The sequence below is a fragment of the Natronorubrum sediminis genome, assembly GCF_900108095.1.
Lineage (GTDB): Archaea > Halobacteriota > Halobacteria > Halobacteriales > Natrialbaceae > Natronorubrum > Natronorubrum sediminis.
Genome location: NZ_FNWL01000003.1, coordinates 18,227 through 35,337 on the forward strand (window position 1 = coordinate 18,227; position 17,111 = coordinate 35,337).

General features: G+C 65.1%; 17 protein-coding genes. 4 read left to right on the forward strand and 13 right to left on the reverse strand.

Translation table 11 applies throughout. The annotated features are described in order from the left end of the window. Positions 1 to 2: 2 nt before the first annotated feature. The 3 genes from BLW62_RS13695 to BLW62_RS13705 all read right to left on the reverse strand — a co-directional run bounded on the left by BLW62_RS13695 (position 3) and on the right by BLW62_RS13705 (position 1,771). On the reverse strand, positions 3 to 977 hold the full coding sequence (locus BLW62_RS13695; protein WP_090507625.1) for an AAA family ATPase: 975 nt from the start codon (positions 975 to 977) through the stop codon (positions 3 to 5). 194 nt (positions 978 to 1,171) lie between these two features. Further along, positions 1,172 to 1,366, reverse strand: coding sequence for a cold-shock protein (locus BLW62_RS13700; RefSeq protein WP_090507626.1), 195 nt, complete (start codon positions 1,364 to 1,366; stop codon positions 1,172 to 1,174). Positions 1,367 to 1,462: 96 nt separating this feature from the next. Then, positions 1,463 to 1,771: a DUF7573 domain-containing protein gene (locus BLW62_RS13705; RefSeq protein ID WP_090507627.1), complete on the reverse strand. Its 309-nt coding sequence runs from the start codon at positions 1,769 to 1,771 to the stop codon at positions 1,463 to 1,465. 122 nt (positions 1,772 to 1,893) lie between these two features. Here BLW62_RS13705 and BLW62_RS13710 point away from each other — a divergent pair, with 122 nt between their 5' ends. Then, positions 1,894 to 2,094 carry a DUF8024 family protein gene (locus BLW62_RS13710; protein ID WP_090507628.1) on the forward strand — a complete coding sequence of 67 codons (201 nt, stop codon included), beginning with the start codon at positions 1,894 to 1,896 and terminating at the stop codon, positions 2,092 to 2,094. A gap of 31 nt (positions 2,095 to 2,125) precedes the next feature. On the opposite strand, the gene BLW62_RS13715 is transcribed toward BLW62_RS13710, so the two are convergent. The 5 genes from BLW62_RS13715 to BLW62_RS13735 form a co-directional block, all read right to left on the reverse strand. Next, a complete protein-coding gene (locus tag BLW62_RS13715) occupies positions 2,126 to 3,304 on the reverse strand; it encodes a 5,10-methylenetetrahydromethanopterin reductase (RefSeq protein ID WP_245726728.1) in 1,179 nt (392 codons plus the stop codon). Further along, entirely contained in the window at positions 3,301 to 4,071 is a 771-nt protein-coding gene (locus BLW62_RS13720) for a coenzyme F420-0:L-glutamate ligase (protein WP_090507629.1), read from the reverse strand. The genes BLW62_RS13715 and BLW62_RS13720 overlap by 4 nt, the downstream gene beginning before the upstream one ends. Before the next feature lie 213 nt (positions 4,072 to 4,284). Continuing rightward, positions 4,285 to 5,958 (reverse strand): hydantoinase B/oxoprolinase family protein, encoded by a 1,674-nt coding sequence (locus BLW62_RS13725; protein ID WP_090507630.1) that lies wholly within the window; start codon positions 5,956 to 5,958, stop codon positions 4,285 to 4,287. Next, complete coding sequence (locus BLW62_RS13730) at positions 5,958 to 8,015, reverse strand: hydantoinase/oxoprolinase family protein (RefSeq protein ID WP_090507631.1); 2,058 nt, start codon at positions 8,013 to 8,015, stop codon at positions 5,958 to 5,960. The genes BLW62_RS13725 and BLW62_RS13730 overlap by 1 nt, the downstream gene beginning before the upstream one ends. A 168-nt stretch (positions 8,016 to 8,183) precedes the next feature. Then, a complete protein-coding gene (locus BLW62_RS13735; protein ID WP_090507632.1) occupies positions 8,184 to 8,744 on the reverse strand; it encodes a metallophosphoesterase family protein in 561 nt (186 codons plus the stop codon). A gap of 232 nt (positions 8,745 to 8,976) precedes the next feature. Here BLW62_RS13735 and BLW62_RS13740 point away from each other — a divergent pair, with 232 nt between their 5' ends. Further along, a complete protein-coding gene (locus BLW62_RS13740) occupies positions 8,977 to 10,326 on the forward strand; it encodes an eIF2B alpha/beta/delta subunit family protein (RefSeq protein WP_090507633.1) in 1,350 nt (449 codons plus the stop codon). Positions 10,327 to 10,551: 225 nt separating this feature from the next. On the opposite strand, the gene BLW62_RS13745 is transcribed toward BLW62_RS13740, so the two are convergent. Continuing rightward, entirely contained in the window at positions 10,552 to 10,785 is a 234-nt protein-coding gene (locus tag BLW62_RS13745; RefSeq protein WP_090507634.1) for a hypothetical protein, read from the reverse strand. Positions 10,786 to 10,955: 170 nt separating this feature from the next. Between BLW62_RS13745 and ddh the strand changes: the two genes are divergently transcribed. Next, entirely contained in the window at positions 10,956 to 11,885 is a 930-nt protein-coding gene (gene ddh / locus BLW62_RS13750) for a D-2-hydroxyacid dehydrogenase (protein ID WP_090507635.1), read from the forward strand. A 75-nt stretch (positions 11,886 to 11,960) separates the two neighbouring features. Here ddh and BLW62_RS13755 read toward each other — a convergent pair whose 3' ends face one another. Together BLW62_RS13755 and engB are read right to left on the reverse strand one after the other, a co-directional pair. Then, positions 11,961 to 13,196, reverse strand: coding sequence for a polysaccharide deacetylase family protein (locus BLW62_RS13755; RefSeq protein WP_175459755.1), 1,236 nt, complete (start codon positions 13,194 to 13,196; stop codon positions 11,961 to 11,963). Positions 13,197 to 13,568: 372 nt separating this feature from the next. Continuing rightward, positions 13,569 to 14,186 (reverse strand): GTP-binding protein EngB, encoded by a 618-nt coding sequence (gene engB, locus BLW62_RS13760; RefSeq protein WP_090507636.1) that lies wholly within the window; start codon positions 14,184 to 14,186, stop codon positions 13,569 to 13,571. Positions 14,187 to 14,367: 181 nt separating this feature from the next. Here engB and BLW62_RS13765 point away from each other — a divergent pair, with 181 nt between their 5' ends. Then, positions 14,368 to 15,660, forward strand: coding sequence for a TIGR00341 family protein (locus BLW62_RS13765; RefSeq protein ID WP_090507637.1), 1,293 nt, complete (start codon positions 14,368 to 14,370; stop codon positions 15,658 to 15,660). A 14-nt stretch (positions 15,661 to 15,674) separates the two neighbouring features. Here the strand turns inward: BLW62_RS13765 and BLW62_RS13770 are convergent, their stop codons facing one another. Next, positions 15,675 to 15,971, reverse strand: a complete 297-nt coding sequence (locus BLW62_RS13770; protein WP_090507638.1) for a hypothetical protein — start codon at positions 15,969 to 15,971, stop codon at positions 15,675 to 15,677. 81 nt (positions 15,972 to 16,052) lie between these two features. After that, a complete protein-coding gene (locus tag BLW62_RS13775; RefSeq protein ID WP_090507639.1) occupies positions 16,053 to 17,048 on the reverse strand; it encodes an NOG1 family protein in 996 nt (331 codons plus the stop codon). Between the last annotated feature and the right edge of the window lie 63 nt (positions 17,049 to 17,111).

A 17,111-nucleotide genomic window follows, 5' to 3' on the forward strand; every position in this document is an offset into this window, starting at 1 on the left:
TGTCACTCGACCGGAACGTCCTCGAGTGCCGCGTCGACGACAGACTCGCCGTCGTGATCGCGCCCGTTCGTTTTGATTCGATGCGGGAGGACGACCGGCGCTTCGTACTGGAGGTCGTCCGGAACGACGTAGTCCCGGCCGTTCACGGCGGCTCGAGCCTGTCCGGCGCGGAGGAGTGAGATCGTGGCGCGCGGACTGACGCCGATGTGTGCGTGTTCGCGGGTGTAGTTCGCCAGTCGCGTCGCGTACGCTCGAACGGGCTCTTCGACGCGCGTCCGCGCGACGGTCTCGCGAGCGGCGACGAGCGTCTCGAGGTCGGTCACCGCCTCGAGGTCGTCGATGGGGTGGTTGCCGACCGTGCGGCCGAGCAGTTCGGTTTCCGCCTCGGGGTCGGGGTAGCCTAATCGAAGTTTCTTCGTGAACCGATCGACTTCGGCGAACGGCAGGTCGTACGTGCGATTGGGCTCGACGGCGTTCTGGGTCGCGATAACGGTGAATGGCTCGGGGAGTCCGCGCGTCTCGCCGTCGACGGTGACCTGGGTTTCCTCCATTGCCTCGAGCAGCGCCGACTGGGTCTTCGGCGGGGCGCGGTTGATCTCGTCGCCGAGGACGATATTCCCGAAGACGGGGCCGGGCTGGAACTCGAACTCTCGGGTCTTCTGATTGAAGACGTTGACGCCGGTCACGTCGGCGGGAAGGAGGTCGGGCGTGAACTGAATTCGGCGGAACGTACAGTCGACGGAGGTCGCGATCGAGCGGGCGAGCATCGTTTTGCCGACGCCGGGCACGTCGTCCAGCAGGACGTGTCCGCGTGCGAGCATCGTCGTCACGACGTGTTCGATTGCCTCTTCGTGGCCGACAATCACGTCGCTGACGTTCGACTCGATGTCCGCACAGAGGTCGGCGACTGCCTCAACCTCGAGCGTCTCGGTACTCGTCGATTGTTCGATCTGTGGTGGCGGGCTGGCGTCAGTCATCGTTGGCGCAGATAGAAACGGGGACCCTCTCTCCTCTCATCAATACGTCATTTGGTGTTCCGAGACATATGCTTTGCGTCGGTTTGACCGTGTCTCTCGGCGGAGACGGGGCTAGCGCTCGCGAGCGCGTGAAAATGTGGTTGCGGTGCTACGCACCTGACACTCAGAGAACGATACCACTACCAAGTCTCCTCTTACAGACGTTCGACGTTCGTCGCTCGCGGGCCTTTCTCGGCCTCGACGATTTCGAACTCGAGTTCCTGACCCTCTTCGAGGTCAGGTCCGCCGATGTCTTCCATGTGGAAGAACACGTCTTCGTCTGCGTCGTCAGTTTCGATGAATCCGTAGCCGCCGGTGTCGTTGAAGAAGTCGACCGTACCTTTCGCCATTGCACGTGGGTGTACTCACGAAGGAAATATAAGTTTTCGGGGGTAGCCCCCGTCCACGTCCGAAATGAGTCGGGAGAACGCCGTTCCGTCCGACGATTACCAGGGCTTACACGCCGGACAGACGAACTCGCCATCGACGCGCCAGGCCCGTTCCGTCGTCGCCTCACAGTAACCACAGGTGTACGACCCCCAGGCGAACGTCGTCCGTGGCGCTTCGACGGTATGCTGTGGTTCTTCGATGGTATCAGGCTCGAGTTCGTCATCGGTTTGATCAACTGCTCGAGCGGAGACGTCGCTGGATTCGCTGGATTCGTCGGACTCACCGCTCGTGTCAGACTCGTCGGCCTCGGTGTCGGCGTCAGAACCGGGCGAACTGAAATCCGAAAGCGTCGCGTCGTCGGTCACAGCCTGACGTACGGAGACGACCGGCTTAGGTTCTGTGCCCGATAGCTCGCCCGCCCCGCCGATTCGCCGAAACACGACGATGGACCGGCACCGCCAAGTATGATCGGTGACAACCCCTCCGTATGGATACTGTGACACCGATGAACGTGATCGTCGACAACATCGTCGAGATGAACGAATACTTCGCCGACGTCGCGATGGGCGAAGGAATCGCTCCGCTGCTCGTCCTGGTTGGGACGCTCCTAATCATCATCTCGCTCGGTGTCTTCGGCATCCTCACGCTCGGTGCGATCGGCAGCCTCTTCTCGTCGTCCTCGAGTTAATCGGGTTTCGGCTTCGACGGCCCGTACAGCGTTATCTATCCGCCGTCGCGATGGACAGCGCCTCGCTCGCACGCTCGATTGCGTCCTCGAGGTCCGGGCCCAGCGGTGAGCCGACGACGATACCGTCGACGTGCTCGAGGGCGGCCTCGAATCGGTCTGCGACGGTGTCGGTCGTTCCAGCGATACAGAACGCGTCGATCATTTCCGGGGTAACGTGACCGAACGCTTCGGTCAATTCGCCCCGCTCTAAGGCGTCGCTCACTGCCCCTGCCGCCTCGCGGTCGATGCTGTGGCGCTCGAGAACTGGTTCGGCCGCGCCGCCGACGATGAACGCGACTGGCGGCCGTGCGGCCTCCCGCGCCGCGTCTTCGTCGCCGGCGACGCTCACGCTGGCGAACGCGAGCGACTCGAAGGGACCATACTCGTCCGGTCGCTCGTCCAGGCCTTGCTCGAGTTGGCCCGCTGCCCACTCGAGATCTCGGGGATGGGCGGCGTTGATCAACACGCCGTCGGCGTGTTTTGCGCTCATCCGAAGCATGTGTGGGCCCTGTGCGCCAACGTACGTCGGAATCTTCTCAGAGGGTGGCTCGAGGTTCAGCGATGCGTCTCTGGCCGTCACGACGCCCTCGCGCGTCACCGTCTGACCGTCCCAGAGATCCGCGGCGAGTGTGAACGTCTCGAGGACCCGCCGAAGCGGCTTTTCCCGCTCGATGCCGAGATTCGCCAGCGTGGAGCGGTCGCCGGCCCCGACGCCGAAGACGGCCCGTCCGTCGCTGATCTCGTCGATCGTTGCCGTCTGCGCGGCGAGTTTCACCGGATGCGTCTCGTAAGGGTTGACGACGCCCGGCCCGAGTCGAATGTCGTCGGTCGCCTCGGCCATCTGCGAGAGCGTCACGAACGGGTCCCGATTGAAGTAGTGACTGCTCGCCAGCGCCACGTCGAAGCCCTCGTCTTCAGCGAGGGAAGCCAGCGAGGCGACCTCTTCTGGCGGATGCTCCGGCGTAAGTTCGATCCCCCACGTCACGGCGTTTGCGTCGTTCGCGTCCGTTGCGTCCGTTGCGTCCGTCGTGTCGTCGGTATCGTTCGTGTCGTTCACGTTGTTGGTGTCGTTCGTGTCGTTCACGTTGTTGGTGTCGTTCGTGTCGTTCACGTTGTTGGTGTCGTTCGTGTCGTCCGTCGCCCGCGTTTCAGTCGGTGTCTCAGCCGTCATTTGTCGAACCTCCAGTTTCGGAGTGCGTCCCGAACGAGGTCGTCTTCGACCGCTCTAAACAGTTCGTCGCTGCCCTCGAGGTCGCCGAACTTCCAGTCGCGGACGACGACGGCGGGCGTGCCGCCGGCCCCTTCACCGGTCACGAGATTCGCGGCCGAGGCGAGTTCGTCGACGACGGACTGGACCGTCACGCCGAGTTCGTGGCCGTCGCGGTCGAGTTCGCCGCGCCAGTCTCGACTCGCGGACATGCCGGCCCACCCGATCGCGACGCCGCGCTGGCCGTGTCGGAACGGGCGACCGCACGTATCCGTGACGATCACGGCGACGTCCTCGAGTCCGCGTTTCTCGAGGCCCGCCCGAATCCGCTCGGCGCTCTCACTCGGCTTCTTGGGCAACAGGAGGAGGTCGTGATCCGGCACGTTCGATTGGTCGATCCCCGCGTTCGGGCAGATGTGGCCAAAGCGCGTCTCGGTCAACAAGAACGGTGCTTCGATCAGCACCTCCGAACTCTCGTCGAGAATCGCCTGCGCGAATCGCGGATCCTTCTTCTCGCCCGTCACCGCCTCGAGTCGCTCGGCGATCTCGCGCGCCCGGCCGCTGACGGGGTAGTCTGCGAAGTCCGCCGTTCGCCCCTCGGCTTTCGAGACGATCGTGCTCGCGACGGTGAGCACGTCGCCGGGCTCGAGGCTCGCCCGATCCGCGACGAGTTCGGCGATATCGTCACCGGGACGGACCTCGGGCAGGTCCATCACTGGGGTGCATTCCATACCGGTGTGAGGGCTAGCGTCGTCAAAAGCGCACCGTCACCGGATAATCGAGCCAGTGTCGGGAACTATCGAACGAGCGGTGCTGTCGACCGGCAGTCGAGACCCCGAAACAGCCGCCACTCAGGAAGCTGATTCGCCCTCGAGTTCGACGTCGAACCCGGGCCCGTAGAGCGGGCTGTCGGTGGTGTAGGTGGAGAAGTCAGTGTTCATCGATCAGCCACTCCTCTCCGCTTCCTCGTCCGAGTCGGTTCGCTTCCCGGCCGAGCGGTCGTCCTCGAGCGCCGCCTCGTCGCGCTCGCTCGGATCGCCGTGCCCGCCGCCGCCGGGCGTCCTGACGGAGACCGTCGTCCCCGATTCCACGTCGACGGTCGTCTTCGCGGGCACCGACTCGCCGTCGATCAGGTTCTCGCCGGTGGCACCGTTCTCGCCGCCGGCGACTCCCTTCGGCGCGTGTCGTCGCCGTTCGGTCAGCAGCGACACCGTTGCGTCCGCCTCGACGGTGACGGTTCGCTCGAGTCCCAGCCCGCCCCGGAATTGCCCGTCTCCGCCGCTGTTCGGACGCAACGCGTAGCGTTCGACCCGGAGCGGGTACTCGATCTCGAGGGACTCGATGGGCGTGTTCAGCGTGTTCGTCATTCCCACCTGCACGCCGTCCATCCCGTCGCGGCCCGCTCGAGCGCCGAAGCCGCCGCCGATAGTCTCGTAGTAGGTGAACGAGCCGTCGCGCGCGCCGATGGTCAGGTTGTTCATCGTCCCCTGGCCCTGAGCGGGCACGCGCTCCGGGGCGGCCTCCGCGAGCGCGGTGAAGACGACGTCCGTGACGCGCTGGCTGGTCTCGACGTTGCCGCCGACCACGGCAGCAGGGGGGTTCGGATTCAACAGCGAACCCTCGGGCGCGTGAACGCTCACCGGTTCGTAGCAGCCGTGGTTCGGCGGAATCTCGGGATCGGTGAGACAGCGCACGACGAAGTAAACCGCGCTCTTCGCGACCGCGATGGGCGCGTTGAGGTTCCCCTCGAGCTGTCCCGCAGTTCCCATAAAGTCGACGTCGACCGCGTCGCCGTCGACCGTCACCGAGACGCGGATTTCGATGTCCTCGTCGGTGATGCCGTCGCCCTCGAGGAGATCGGTCGCCTCGTAGGTGCCGTCGGGGAGGGCCCTGATCTCCTCGGCGATCCGTTCGCGCGAGTAGTCGATGACGGCGTCGAACCCCGACACCACCGTCTCCCGTCCGTGCTCTTCGAAGAGCGCGGCGAGCCGTTCCTCGGCGCGTTCGTTCGCCGCCAGTTGCGCGCGGAGGTCGGCTCGCCGCTCGCTCGGATTACGGACGTTCGCGAGGATCAGCGACTGGACGTCCTCGCGGCGCTTGCCGCCCTCGACGAGTCGAGTTGGCGGGAGCCGCAGGCCCTCCTGGTAGATCTCCTGTGCCCCGGCGGGCATGCTGCCGGGGGTCATCCCGCCGACATCGGCGTGGTGGGCGCGCGAGACGGCGAAGCCGACGATTTCGGGGCTGTTTGCTCCGTCTGTTCCGGGTGCGATCGGCGACACCATCGTCACGTCCGGCAGGTGCGTTCCGCCCGTAAACGGGTCGTTGAGCACGAAGACGTCACCCGGTTTCGGATCGTCCTCGAGCACCGCGTCGACGGCCGCGGGCATCGCGCCCAGGTGGACCGGGATGTGCTCGGCCTGGGCGATCATCCGCCCCTCGGCGTCGAACAACGCGGTCGAACAGTCCCGGCGCTCCTTGATGTTCGGCGAGTACGCGCCGCGGATCAGCGTCTGGCCCATCTCTTCGGCGACGCTCTCGAGTTGGTTGCGCAGCACCTCGAGGGTCACCGGATCGATACTGTCGTCTGAATCGTGTCCGCCACTCGTCTCTCTCGTCATCACTCGCTCACCTCCGTCTCGGCCGCCGCTCGACGCATCACCAGCGTGCCGTCCGCGAGGATCTCACCGCCCCAGTTCGGCGGGACGACGGTCGTGCTCTCGGCCTGCTCGAGGATCGCCGGTCCCGAAATCGATGTGCCGGACGCGAGTCGATCCCGGTCGTAGACGGTCGTCTCCCGGGGCTCGACGCCGGTTCCGGGGAAGTGCGCGTTCCGGGTTCCGAGATGCGCGTCTCCCGTTCCCTCGTGGCGGACGGTCGGCTCCGTCCCCGGAACCGTCGCGGTCGCGCGGAGGGTGACGACCTCGAGCGATTCGTCCATCGCGTAGCCGTAGGCTCGTTCGTGGGCCGCGTGGAAGCGCTCGGCCACGACATTTGCGTCGAACGACTCGTCGACGGGAACGGTCAACTCGAAACTCTGTCCCGCGTAGCGGCAGTCGGCGGCGCGTTCGACCCGCGCGGCGTCTCGATCCGACGCGTCCGCAAGCACGTCCGCGACGAGGTCGTCGTAGACGGACTCGAGATCGGCCGGTTCCGCTCGATCCAGGCCGACGCCGACCGTCCGAACGGCGTCGTAGCTCTCGTCGGCCGCGAGGAGGCCGAACGCGGAGAGAACGCCACTCGGCCGCGGGACGACCACGCGATCGACCTCGAGCGACTCGGCCAGCGCGGCGGCGTGCATCGGCCCCGCGCCGCCGAAGGCGACGACGGCGAACTCGCGGGGGTCGTGGCCTCGCTCGACCGTCACCGCGCGAACCGTCCGGGTCATCGTCGCGTTCGCGACGCGGTAGACGCCCCGCGCGGCCTCGAGCGCGCTCTCGAGACTCGCTTCATCTGCGAGTCGCTCGAGAGCGTCGTGAGCGGCTTCGACGTCGAGGGTCATCTCGCCGCCGAGTTCGGTCTCGGGACCGATGTAGCCGAGGACGACGGCGGCGTCGGTGACCGTCGGCTCGGTGCCGCCGCGGCCGTAGCAGGCGGGGCCGGGCTCTGCACCTGCCGAGCGCGGGCCGACCCGGAGCGCACCCCCCGAATCAACCCACGCGATGGAGCCGCCGCCCGCGCCGACGGTGTTCACGTCGACCATCGGCGTTCGGATCGGGAGCCCGGCGATCTCGGCGTCGGTCGTCCGCTCGGCCTGACCGTCCCGAACGAGGCTCACGTCGCTCGAGGTGCCGCCCATGTCGAAGGTGACCAGTCCCTCGACGTTGTTGTCGTCGACGGTCGCCGCGGCGCCGACGACACCCGCAGCGGGACCCGAAAGCGTCGTCGTCACGGCGTGTTTGCGAACCGTCTCGGGATCGGCGATACCGCCGTTGGCCTGCATGATCTGCGGTGCGGGGATTCCGGCGTCCTCGCTCTCCTCGACCAGCCGACCGACGTAGCGGTCGATCGCTGGCCGAACGTAGGCGTCGACGGTCGTCGTCGACGTCCGCTCGAACTCCCGGAACTCCGCGAGCACTTCGTGAGAGGCCGAAACCGGGACTGTGAGTTCCTCGCGCAGGATCTCGGTGACGAGTCGTTCGTTCTCCGAGTCGGCGTAGGCGTGCAGCAGACAGACGGCGACGGCTTCGACGTCCGCTTCGTGCAGGGTCGCCGCGAGATCCCGAATCTCGTCGGGATCGACCGGTTGCTCGACGCCCTCGGTCGTCGTTCGCTCTGTGACCTCGTATCGTCGCTGGCGCGGAACGAGTGGATCCGGCTTCTCGGCCTCGAGGTCGTACAGCTCCGGTCGGTTCTGGCGGCCGATCTCGAGGACGTCGCGAAAGCCCTCGGTCGTGACGAGCGCGGTTTTCGCGCCGCCGCGCTCGAGGAGGGCGTTGACCGAGACGGTCATCGCGTGGGCGAACCCGTCGATTTCGCTGGGGTCGACGCTCGCCCGCTCGCAGGCCTTTCGGACGCCCTCGAGGACGCCGAGCTGTTGGGGATCGGTCGTCGGCACCTTCGCGGTGACGAGGCGGTCGTCGACGGTGAGTGCGACGTCGGTGAACGTGCCGCCGACGTCGACGCCGATCCGAGCGTCCGTTCCGGACCCAGTAGCCGTTCGTTCGGGAGTTCCCATCGATAGTCTCGGATTGTGCTGTCGACGATTTATAGTTCGTCCACTGCTCGCGACCGAGAGTCTCAGTCGTGTCTCTGAGACGGATTGCTGTAACGATTTACCGGCCCGACCGCAGGACGGCTCACGGTCGGGACGGAAGTGACTTACAGTAAACCGTCTGGGGCCGCCCTATCCAGTTCGGTGCTCGACCGAGAGGGTTCTGTCGTCGACGGTGGCGACGAACATCGTCTCGAACGTCGTGGGTGCAGCGCCGGTGGCGCTCCCCGGGTTGAGCAGCCGGATGTGACTGGCGAATTGGTCATCGTCATCGCCGTCGGCTCGGAGGTGGTCGTCGAACGTGACGGTCGTATCGACCACCTGGTGGGTGTGGCCGGCGACGGCGACGAGCGTCGTCTCGGCGTCTGCGCCCGCTTCCTCGCGGACGGTCTCGAGGACTCGGTCGCGCCAACTGCCCGACGAGCCGTCGCCGTGAGTGACGACGAACGTCACGCCGTCGACCTCGAGGGTGGCCGTCCGCGCCACGTCGAGCGTCGCCGGATCCACGTTGCCAAGAACGGCGGTCAGTTCGCCGTCCGTCAGGTCGACGATCTGGTCGTACGCCCCGATCGATTCGAAATCGCCGGCGTGGATGGTGTGGTCGGCCCGCTCGATCTCGGCGACGACCCACTCGGGAATGTTGGACTCTCGAGTGGGCACGTGCGTGTCGGAGATGATCGCGATGCGGGTCATAGCGTCCGTTTGCCGGCCAGTCTCGAAAACTTTCGCCTCTCCCCAAACCGTTCGTCGTCGACGCTAGAACGCGGTCGTCAGCGGACGGTCTCCGGTCGCCCGTCTCGTTCACTCGAGGTCGTGCCAAGGGCCACTGCCTTCCTCGAGAGGCACGTTCGGCCGCGAGGACAGCCGATCGGGACGGCGAGTCGCTGTCGAAAGCGACACCACTCCGGCCCCCGTCGGGACGGGTATGTGCGCCGACGCTTCCGATGGAACGCACGTCGTCACCGCCTTCCTCAGACACCGGGGCGACGTCCTCCTCTTGCGCCGCAGCGACGCCGTCGGCACCTATCAGGGGCGATGGGGCGGCGTCTCCGGCTTCGCGGAGGGCGACCCCGACGAGCAGGTTCGGACGGAGATTCGCGAGGAAACGGGCCTCGAGCCCGGCGATTCCGTCTCGTTCGTCCGGTCGGGCCGGCCGGTCACGGTCGACGATCCGGACCTCGGACGCGAGTGGATCGTCCACCCGTACCTGTTCGACGCCGCCCACCGCGAGGTCGACCTGAGCGAGGAACACGACGCCTTCGAGTGGGTGTCGCCGACCGAACTGCTCGGTGGGTTCGAGGAAACCGAATCGGACGAAGACGCCCTCGAGACGGTCCCAGAACTCTGGAGCGCCTACGAGCGCGTCGCACCGACGGTGCGTTCGATCGCGGCCGACGACGAACACGGCGCGGCGGCTCTCTCCGTCCGTGCGCTCGAGGTAGTACGCGACCGTGCGGGGCTACTCGTTGCAGAACGAGCCGAATACGGAGACGATCCTGAGGGAGAGTGGGACGAACTCGCCGCACTCGCCGGACGACTACTCGAGGCCCGGCCAGCGATGGCCGTCCTCAGAAACCGAGTGAACCGGGCGATGGCCGACGCTGGCGAGCACGCTGCGGACGACGCGATCGGGGCACCGGAGGTCCTCGATGCCGCGAGTGCGGGACTCGATCGCGCAATTTTGGCCGACTCGGACGCCGCGGCGGCCGCAGCTGACCGACTCGAGGGAACCATTCTCACCCTCTCGCGCTCGGGAACCGTCCTCGAGGCGCTCCGCGAGGGAGAGCCGTCGCGACTCTTCGTCGCGGAATCACGACCGGAGCGAGAAGGCGTTACCGTCGCCGAGGAACTGGCTGGTGACGAGAGCCTCGAGTGTCCGATCACGGTTCATACCGACGCCGCAGCGGCCCACCTGCTCTCCAGGGAGGCCATCGATCGAGTAGTCGTCGGTGCGGATACGATCCGCCACGACGGCTCCGTGGTGAACAAGACGGGAACGCGGGGAGTCGCGCTCGCCGCAACGCGCGAGGGCATCCCCGTCTCGGTCGTCGCCGCGACGGACAAGGTGTCGACGCGCGAGGAGGTCAACCTCGAGTCAGGCGATCGGTCGGCAGTCTACGACGGCGAGGCGTCACTCGACGTAGCGAATCCGACGTTCGACGTGACGCCCGCCGACTGCGTCGAGGAGTACGTAACCGAACGCGGCGCACTCGAGGACGAGGACGTCGGCGACGTCGTGGCACAACTGCGCGAACTCGAGGACTGGCGCGAGTGATTCGAGAAGCGATAGACGGAAACGACTCGAGTGCGGAGTGAGAGTGGCGGCAGTGACGAAGTGTTACCCCCACCGAGCCCCGTGTGACGAGGGTTTTTCCTGAGCCGCCACTTCCAATCTGTGGAGTGACAACTATGTCGTGACAACTACCACCAGCGGTGTCCGACTCTCCACCAATGGCGATTCGCCGAGTGCGTTCTCGATGACGGTCGACACCCGCCTGAACTACTGGCCTGAATCCGTTTCTCCGCTGTCGTTCGTTCCGGTGTCCTCCGCGTCCTCCATTACGACCGCGTCGGAGCTCATAATCTGGAGCGTCTCGTTTCCGCACGTACACTTGGGACCGTGTCCAGTTCCTATCGGTTGAATCTCTCCGTCGGGACCGAGACGAACCGCGTGTGCTGTCCCACAACTCTCGCATACCGCTGCTGCCCGTTGCGTCTCGTCGCGCTCGGTCATTTCGTCAACTATGCGTTGGTATAAGTTAACACTTCTCTCATAGGGCTGCGATGGTCGCGAAACGATTAGTTGGCGCGTCTGCCACGTTTCGAGGGCGGATACTCTCAAAGTAGATTGTCGGATACAGTGGTCGGGAAAGATTCAACCCGAATTCGTTCGTACCGTCAGCTATGCACTTCGATCTCGAGCAACTGGGCGTTCACGACTCGGTCGCGTCGGTGTTCCCGCCGGAGGAACTGGCCGACTTTCTCGCCGACCTTCCCGTTTCGGTCGACGTCATTGGCGACGACGAGATTTCGGACTGCGATGCCGTCGTCACCATCGAGCACCGCGAAGCGTTCCTCGAGTGCGACTGGATTCACTCCATTCAGGCCGGCGTGGATCGGTTCCCCTTCGACGAGTTCGAAGACCACGATGTGATCCTCACGAACAGTACCGGAATCCACGGCCGCACGGTCGGCGAGACCGTGGCGGGCTACCTGCTCTCGTTCTCGAGGCGGCTTCACGACCACGTGGCCAACCAGCAAGAGCGCCAGTGGCATCGCCCCGAGTGGGACGAGGCGTTTACGCTCCCCGGAACGACGGCCTGCGTCGTCGGGACGGGGACGCTCGGTCGCGGCGTCGCAGAGACGCTCGGCTCGCTAGGCGTTCGGGTTACTGGCGTGCGCCGTTCCGAGGAACCGGTTCCCGGCTTCGAGGACGTCTACGCGAACGAGGACCTCCACACCGCCATCGGGGACGCCGATTTCGTCGTCGTCACCGTTCCCTTGACCGACGAGACTTACCACCTCTTCGACGCCGACGCGTTCGAGACCATGCGCGAAGACGCCTCCTTCGTCAACGTCGCCCGCGGCTCGGTCGTCGACCAGCCTGCGTTGATCGACGCCCTCGAGTCGGGAGCGATCCGGGGTGCTGCGCTCGACGTCTTCGAAGACGAACCACTTCCCGAGGAGTCGCCGCTGTGGGAGATGGACGAGGTCATCGTCACGCCCCACAGTGCGGCCCTCACGCGAGACTACTTCCGCGACGTCGGCGAACTCGTCGAGACGAACGTCGGGAGACTCGAGGCCGACGAGGCGTTCACGAATCGAGTCGTCTGAGCCGACGGTGGGTTACGTGCATCTCACTCGGAACACGGCCGAGTTACAGCACACAGGTTTGCAGGGTTTTCCGAGTCACAGCCTCCCGTCGTCGTCCGAGCGCGTGAGTCGTCGGTAGGCGGCGGTACCGGCGAGGCCGAGGGCCGCGAGCGCGCCCGTTCCGGCCAGCAGTGGCGTCCGATTCTCTCGGACCGTCGCTCCGAACGCGTCGTCCGTTTCTGCGGACGTTTCGTCGTCGCGTTCGTCCTCGGGACCGGGTCCGTCTTCGTCGTCACCAGCTTCGCCCTCGCTGTCAGCGCCGCCGGTCTCGCCCTCCCACACGTCGAGGTCGATCAGCGCCTCGCGGAGCGTCACGATCTCGAGATCGCGATCTTTCGCGGCCTGAATCGCGAAGCGGACGCGTTCGGGTGTCGTCTCGTCGAACTGGCTGTGGCCGACGACGATTCCAAGGGCGTCGCTGTCGGCGACGTCGTTGTAGTAGGCTTCGATATCCAGCTCACTCGCCGACTCCCCGTCGATACTCGAGCGCCCGAGTTCGTACGGGTCGATGTCCTCGAGGGCGTTCAGAGCGCTGTCGTCGCCGTTGGGAAACGCGCCGTAGTGGTCCCGAACGAGGTCGCCGGCGAGGCCCTCGCTGCGCCCGAAGGGGGCGACGAACGCGTCGACCTCGACGCCAAGCTCCTCGAGCGTCTCCTTCGAACCGACGACCTCCTCGTGGATTCGGTCGTCGTCGAATCTGGCGAACGCCGTCTCGGCCTCGAACGACTCGCCGACGGGTTCTGCGAGCTCGAGGTAGATTCCGTCCTCGTCCTCTCCGCCGCCAGCGACGGCGTTCTCGACGGTTCGGTCGCCGTCGCTGACGACGATTTCGTCGTCAGTGTAATCGCCGAGAAAGCTGCCGTCGAGAGCGAGCCGTTCGTCCTCGGGTTCGGCGGGTTCGGTCAGGTAGAGGTTCCCGACGGCGACGTGACTCGTAGAGTGGGACATGATCTCCCAGCCTTCGTCTTCCATCTCGCGTAGGTGCTCCGGAAGCAGTCCCCAGGAGGTGTCGATATGGTCGGGAACGGCGGCACAGCAGGCGGGGACGCCCTCTTCCTGATGAACCGGGAACGTGTCGGTCCAATCCTCGCGCCAGCTATCGTCGTAGATGAACACGACCTGGCCGTTCGTGCCCGATTCCACGGACCCGACGACTGCACCGGTTCCGACACCACTCCCTACCCCGGTGAGTGCGAACGTCCCTGCCGCCCCGAGCCGACAGAGATCCCGCCGCCCCATTCCGTCAATCGATTTCGACGAGCTGTCGTCCATACTCTCGCCACCGTCCTGTCTCCCCCTTATTATCTCGCGATTAAGCGAATTTATGCGCAGACGTACTGTTCAGCTTCGGGACTCGAGGCTGAAATCGACAGCATTGACGGATGACCTAACGACCGACGCAGTGGCCGGGAACGCGGCTCGAGCAACGCGAGAGCCGCGTTCCCCGGGGAAGGGCAGGCTGAACCACACAACCCGACCGCGAGCGCACGCAGTGAGCGAGCGGGCCGACGACTGATGCGAAGGGTCACGACGTGACCCGGAGCGGAAGGAGGAGTGCTTTTGATCGAAATTTTACCGAGAGCCGACGCGCTGTGCGGCAGCGTAGCTGCCGTCAGCGCGAAACAAACGCAGAGTAAAATTTCGTTAGAAAAATTTGAACAGGTCGTCGCGCTGTTGTTCGTGGAGGTGTCCGCGGACGGCCTCGTTCAGGGGATCGATCTGGCCTCGCTTGGCGGTGATGGGGGCAATGGTCTCTTGCCACTGTTTCCACGGCGGGAGGAGGCCGAGGCGGTCACAGAGATCGTTCAGGCGTTCGTCGCGGTCGTCGACTTTGTCCATCTTGTTGACGGCGACGACGGTGGGGACGTCCAGTTCGCGCAGGAAGTGGAACATCTCGACGTCGTAGGGAATCTCGTCCGGGCCGGAGTGGCGGTCGATGATGTCGATGACGCTCTTGCCGTCGACCACTAATACGGCGACGAGGATGTTGTCGGCGTACTCCTCGAGATAGTGGACGATGTCGGTCTTGATCTGCTCGCGGTGGTCCTCGTGGACGCCGCTCATGAAGCCAAAGCCGGGCAGGTCGGTGATGACGAAGTCCTCGGCGTTCCAGTCGTAGTGATTCGGCTCGCGGGTAACGCCGGGTTTGCCGCCGGTGTCGAAGCTGTGGCCGGTCAGTTCCCGCATGAGCGTCGACTTGCCCACGTTGGAGCGACCGACGAGGGCTACTTCGGCCTCGCGGTCGGGTCGCGTCTCGAACATACACCGCCGTAGGGTCGTGACGGGTTTATACGTGGTGCGTTCGCCTCGCTCGAGGCGTGGCTCCGATGAGATGCGCTATTGACCACCGTCCCGACCAAGTAGCGTGCTCGAGTCGAGGACGCCGATCTCAGCCTGCAGTAATACACTGGAGTTATCCCACACGAGGTGGTTACACGGACCTGTGCGGTTGGTACAGTTGACGGTTCCGACGGGAAAGCGCCAGACGATCCTCGAGACGCTCGACGGTCGGGAAATCGATTACGTCGTGACGGACGAAGATAGCGACCGAGAGTACACGGCGGTCGTCTACTTTCCGTTGCCGTCACCGGCGGTCGAACCCGTGCTCGACGACCTCAACGAGGCGGGGATCGACGACGACGCCTACACGGTCGTCGTCGACGCCGAAACGGTGGTCTCCCGTCGGTTCGAGGAGCTACGCGAGGAGTACGAGAAGGGTGACGTCGGCTCGGATCGCATCTCGAGACAGGAGTTACAGGCCGAGGCGAACGCGCTGACGCCGACGTTCGGCATCTACGCGACGATGACGATCGTGAGCGCCGTCGTTGCGACGGCCGGATTGTTGCTCGACTCGCCCGCCGTGGTCGTCGGTTCGATGGTGATCGCGCCCCTGATCGGGCCGGCCCTGGGTGCGAGCGTCGGTTCGGTGATCGACGACGAAGACCTCTTCCTCGAGAGCATTCTCTATCAGATCCTGGGTGTCATCCTCGCGATCGCGGCCGCGGCGATCTTCGCGTGGATGGTTCGCGTGACGAACATCGTTCCGCCGGGACTCGAGATCGCCAACGTCGACGAGATTTCGGAGCGACTCGCGCCGGATCTGCTGTCGCTCGCGGTTGCCCTCGGAGCCGGCGTGGCGGGGATCGTGAGCATCGCGACGGGGATCTCGGTCGCGCTGGTCGGCGTCATGATCGCGGCGGCGTTGATCCCGCCCGCGGCAGCCGCGGGAATCGCGATGGCCTGGGGCGAACCGTCGGCGGCCATCGGCTCGACGGTGCTCGTGTTGGTCAACGTCCTCTCGGTGAATCTCGCGGGGCTCCTTACGCTGTGGTACGTCGGCTATCGTCCAGAGAACCTCTTCTCGCTCGACGAGACAGAACAGCGCGTGCGCAGGCGAATCGTCGGGCTGGTCGTCATCGTGCTCGTCTTCGCGCTCTTTCTCGGGGCGATCACGTACTCCTCGTACACCGCCTCGACGTTCGAGGAGAACGCCCAGACGGAAGCCGAACTGGTGCTCAGCGACGAGGAGTTCGAGGAGTACCAATTGCTCGAGTCCGAGGTCGTAATGGACGACGACTATCCGTTCATCGGGCCCGAACGGGTGGTCCTCACCGTGGGCGGCCCGCCGGGGGAGTTGCCGCCAGAGCTCGCCGACGAGTTACACGAGCGGATCGAACAACACACTGACGAAGAGGTGGGCGTCGAGGTTCGAGCCGTTGGTATCGACGAACGGTGAGTCTGCTATCGATTTTACTGCCGAAATCGGTCGAAGAACGTCCGCTTACTTTCGCTCTCGTCCGCTGGCGTCTCGTCGCTCTCGCTCGAGTCGCCACGTCCGAGTCGGCGGCGGATCCACGTTCGTGGCCCGCCGATTCGGTTGAGGAAGTACGTCGGGAAGTACAGCGCAATCGCACCGAGTGCGAAAAAGCCGACGCCGAATAGTGTCCGGCCGGTTCGGAAGAACTCGAAGCCGACGACGAACATGGGTGCTGCCATCGACATCCCGGCGGCAGTCTGGAGCATCCAGAAGAGACCCGGTCCTTTCATCGACTGATGATTCGAGGTGGTCGCCAGTAGGGCTGTCGGTTCGCTGTTCGCGGTTCTCGAGTCGACGGTTCGTCGAGACGCTTACTCCTCGAACGGCAGTTTCGGTTCGTGATCGATGGCCTCGACGGCCGCCTCGAGCACGGTTTCGACGTCCTCGCCGGTTTCGACGCTCATCGTGTAGTCGGCGTTCAGCTCGTCTGCGTGGCGGTCGTCCCAGACCTCCTTCCGGTCGACCTTGTTCGCGATCGTGAGGACGGGAACGTCCTCGAATTGGGTCCCGATGGCGTCGCGAAGCTCGAGTTGGGAGTTGAGGGGGTAGCCACACTCGGCGCTCGGATCGATCATCACGAGCATGCAGTCGGCGAGGTGTTCGATGGCGCTGACGGCCTGCGATTCGATCTCGTTTCGCTCTGCTGGCGGCCGGTCGAGCAGGCCGGGTGTGTCGACGATCTGGTAGCGAACGTGTTCGCGTTCGAAGTGACCCAGGCCGATTCCCCTCGTCGTGAAGGGATAGGACGCCGTCTCGCCGCGGGCGTTCGTGATGTCGTTGACGAACGAGGATTTGCCGACGTTCGGGTAGCCCGCGACAACGATGGTTGGCTCGTCGGGGTTGATCTCGGGCAGGTCGCGCAGGTCGTTTCGGGACTTGTTGATGTACAGCAATTCGTCGTCGACTTGCTCGACGATGTCGGCGAGGCGGGCGAAGGCCTGTTTACGGTGTTTGCGGGCCGTGTCGACGTCGGTCTTGCGCAGGCGCGGTTGGTATTCTTCGTGGATCTCTCGAGCCTTTCGACTCGCCCACATCACCTCCGAGAGGCTCTGTCGGAGCCTGTCGACGTCGACGATGGCGTCGGCGAGTTCGTAGTAAAACGGGTGGACGTCGTCCTCGTAGGCGAAATCCGGCCACGCCGTGACGACGTTTTCTAAGTTGTCCGAGACAATGTTCGCCGCAACCTGGAGCATCGACTGCTGGGCCTCGAGGCCCTGTTTGGCGTTCCCCGACCGCGCCGCCCGCGAAAATGCTTTGTCGATCAGCTCTTCCGACGTGGGCGTCGTCGGAAGGTCTTCGAAAATCATAGCGGTACGTAGGATTCGCGGTCTTAAAAGGTCGTTCGTTACGAGCGGCGATCTTTTCCTCGC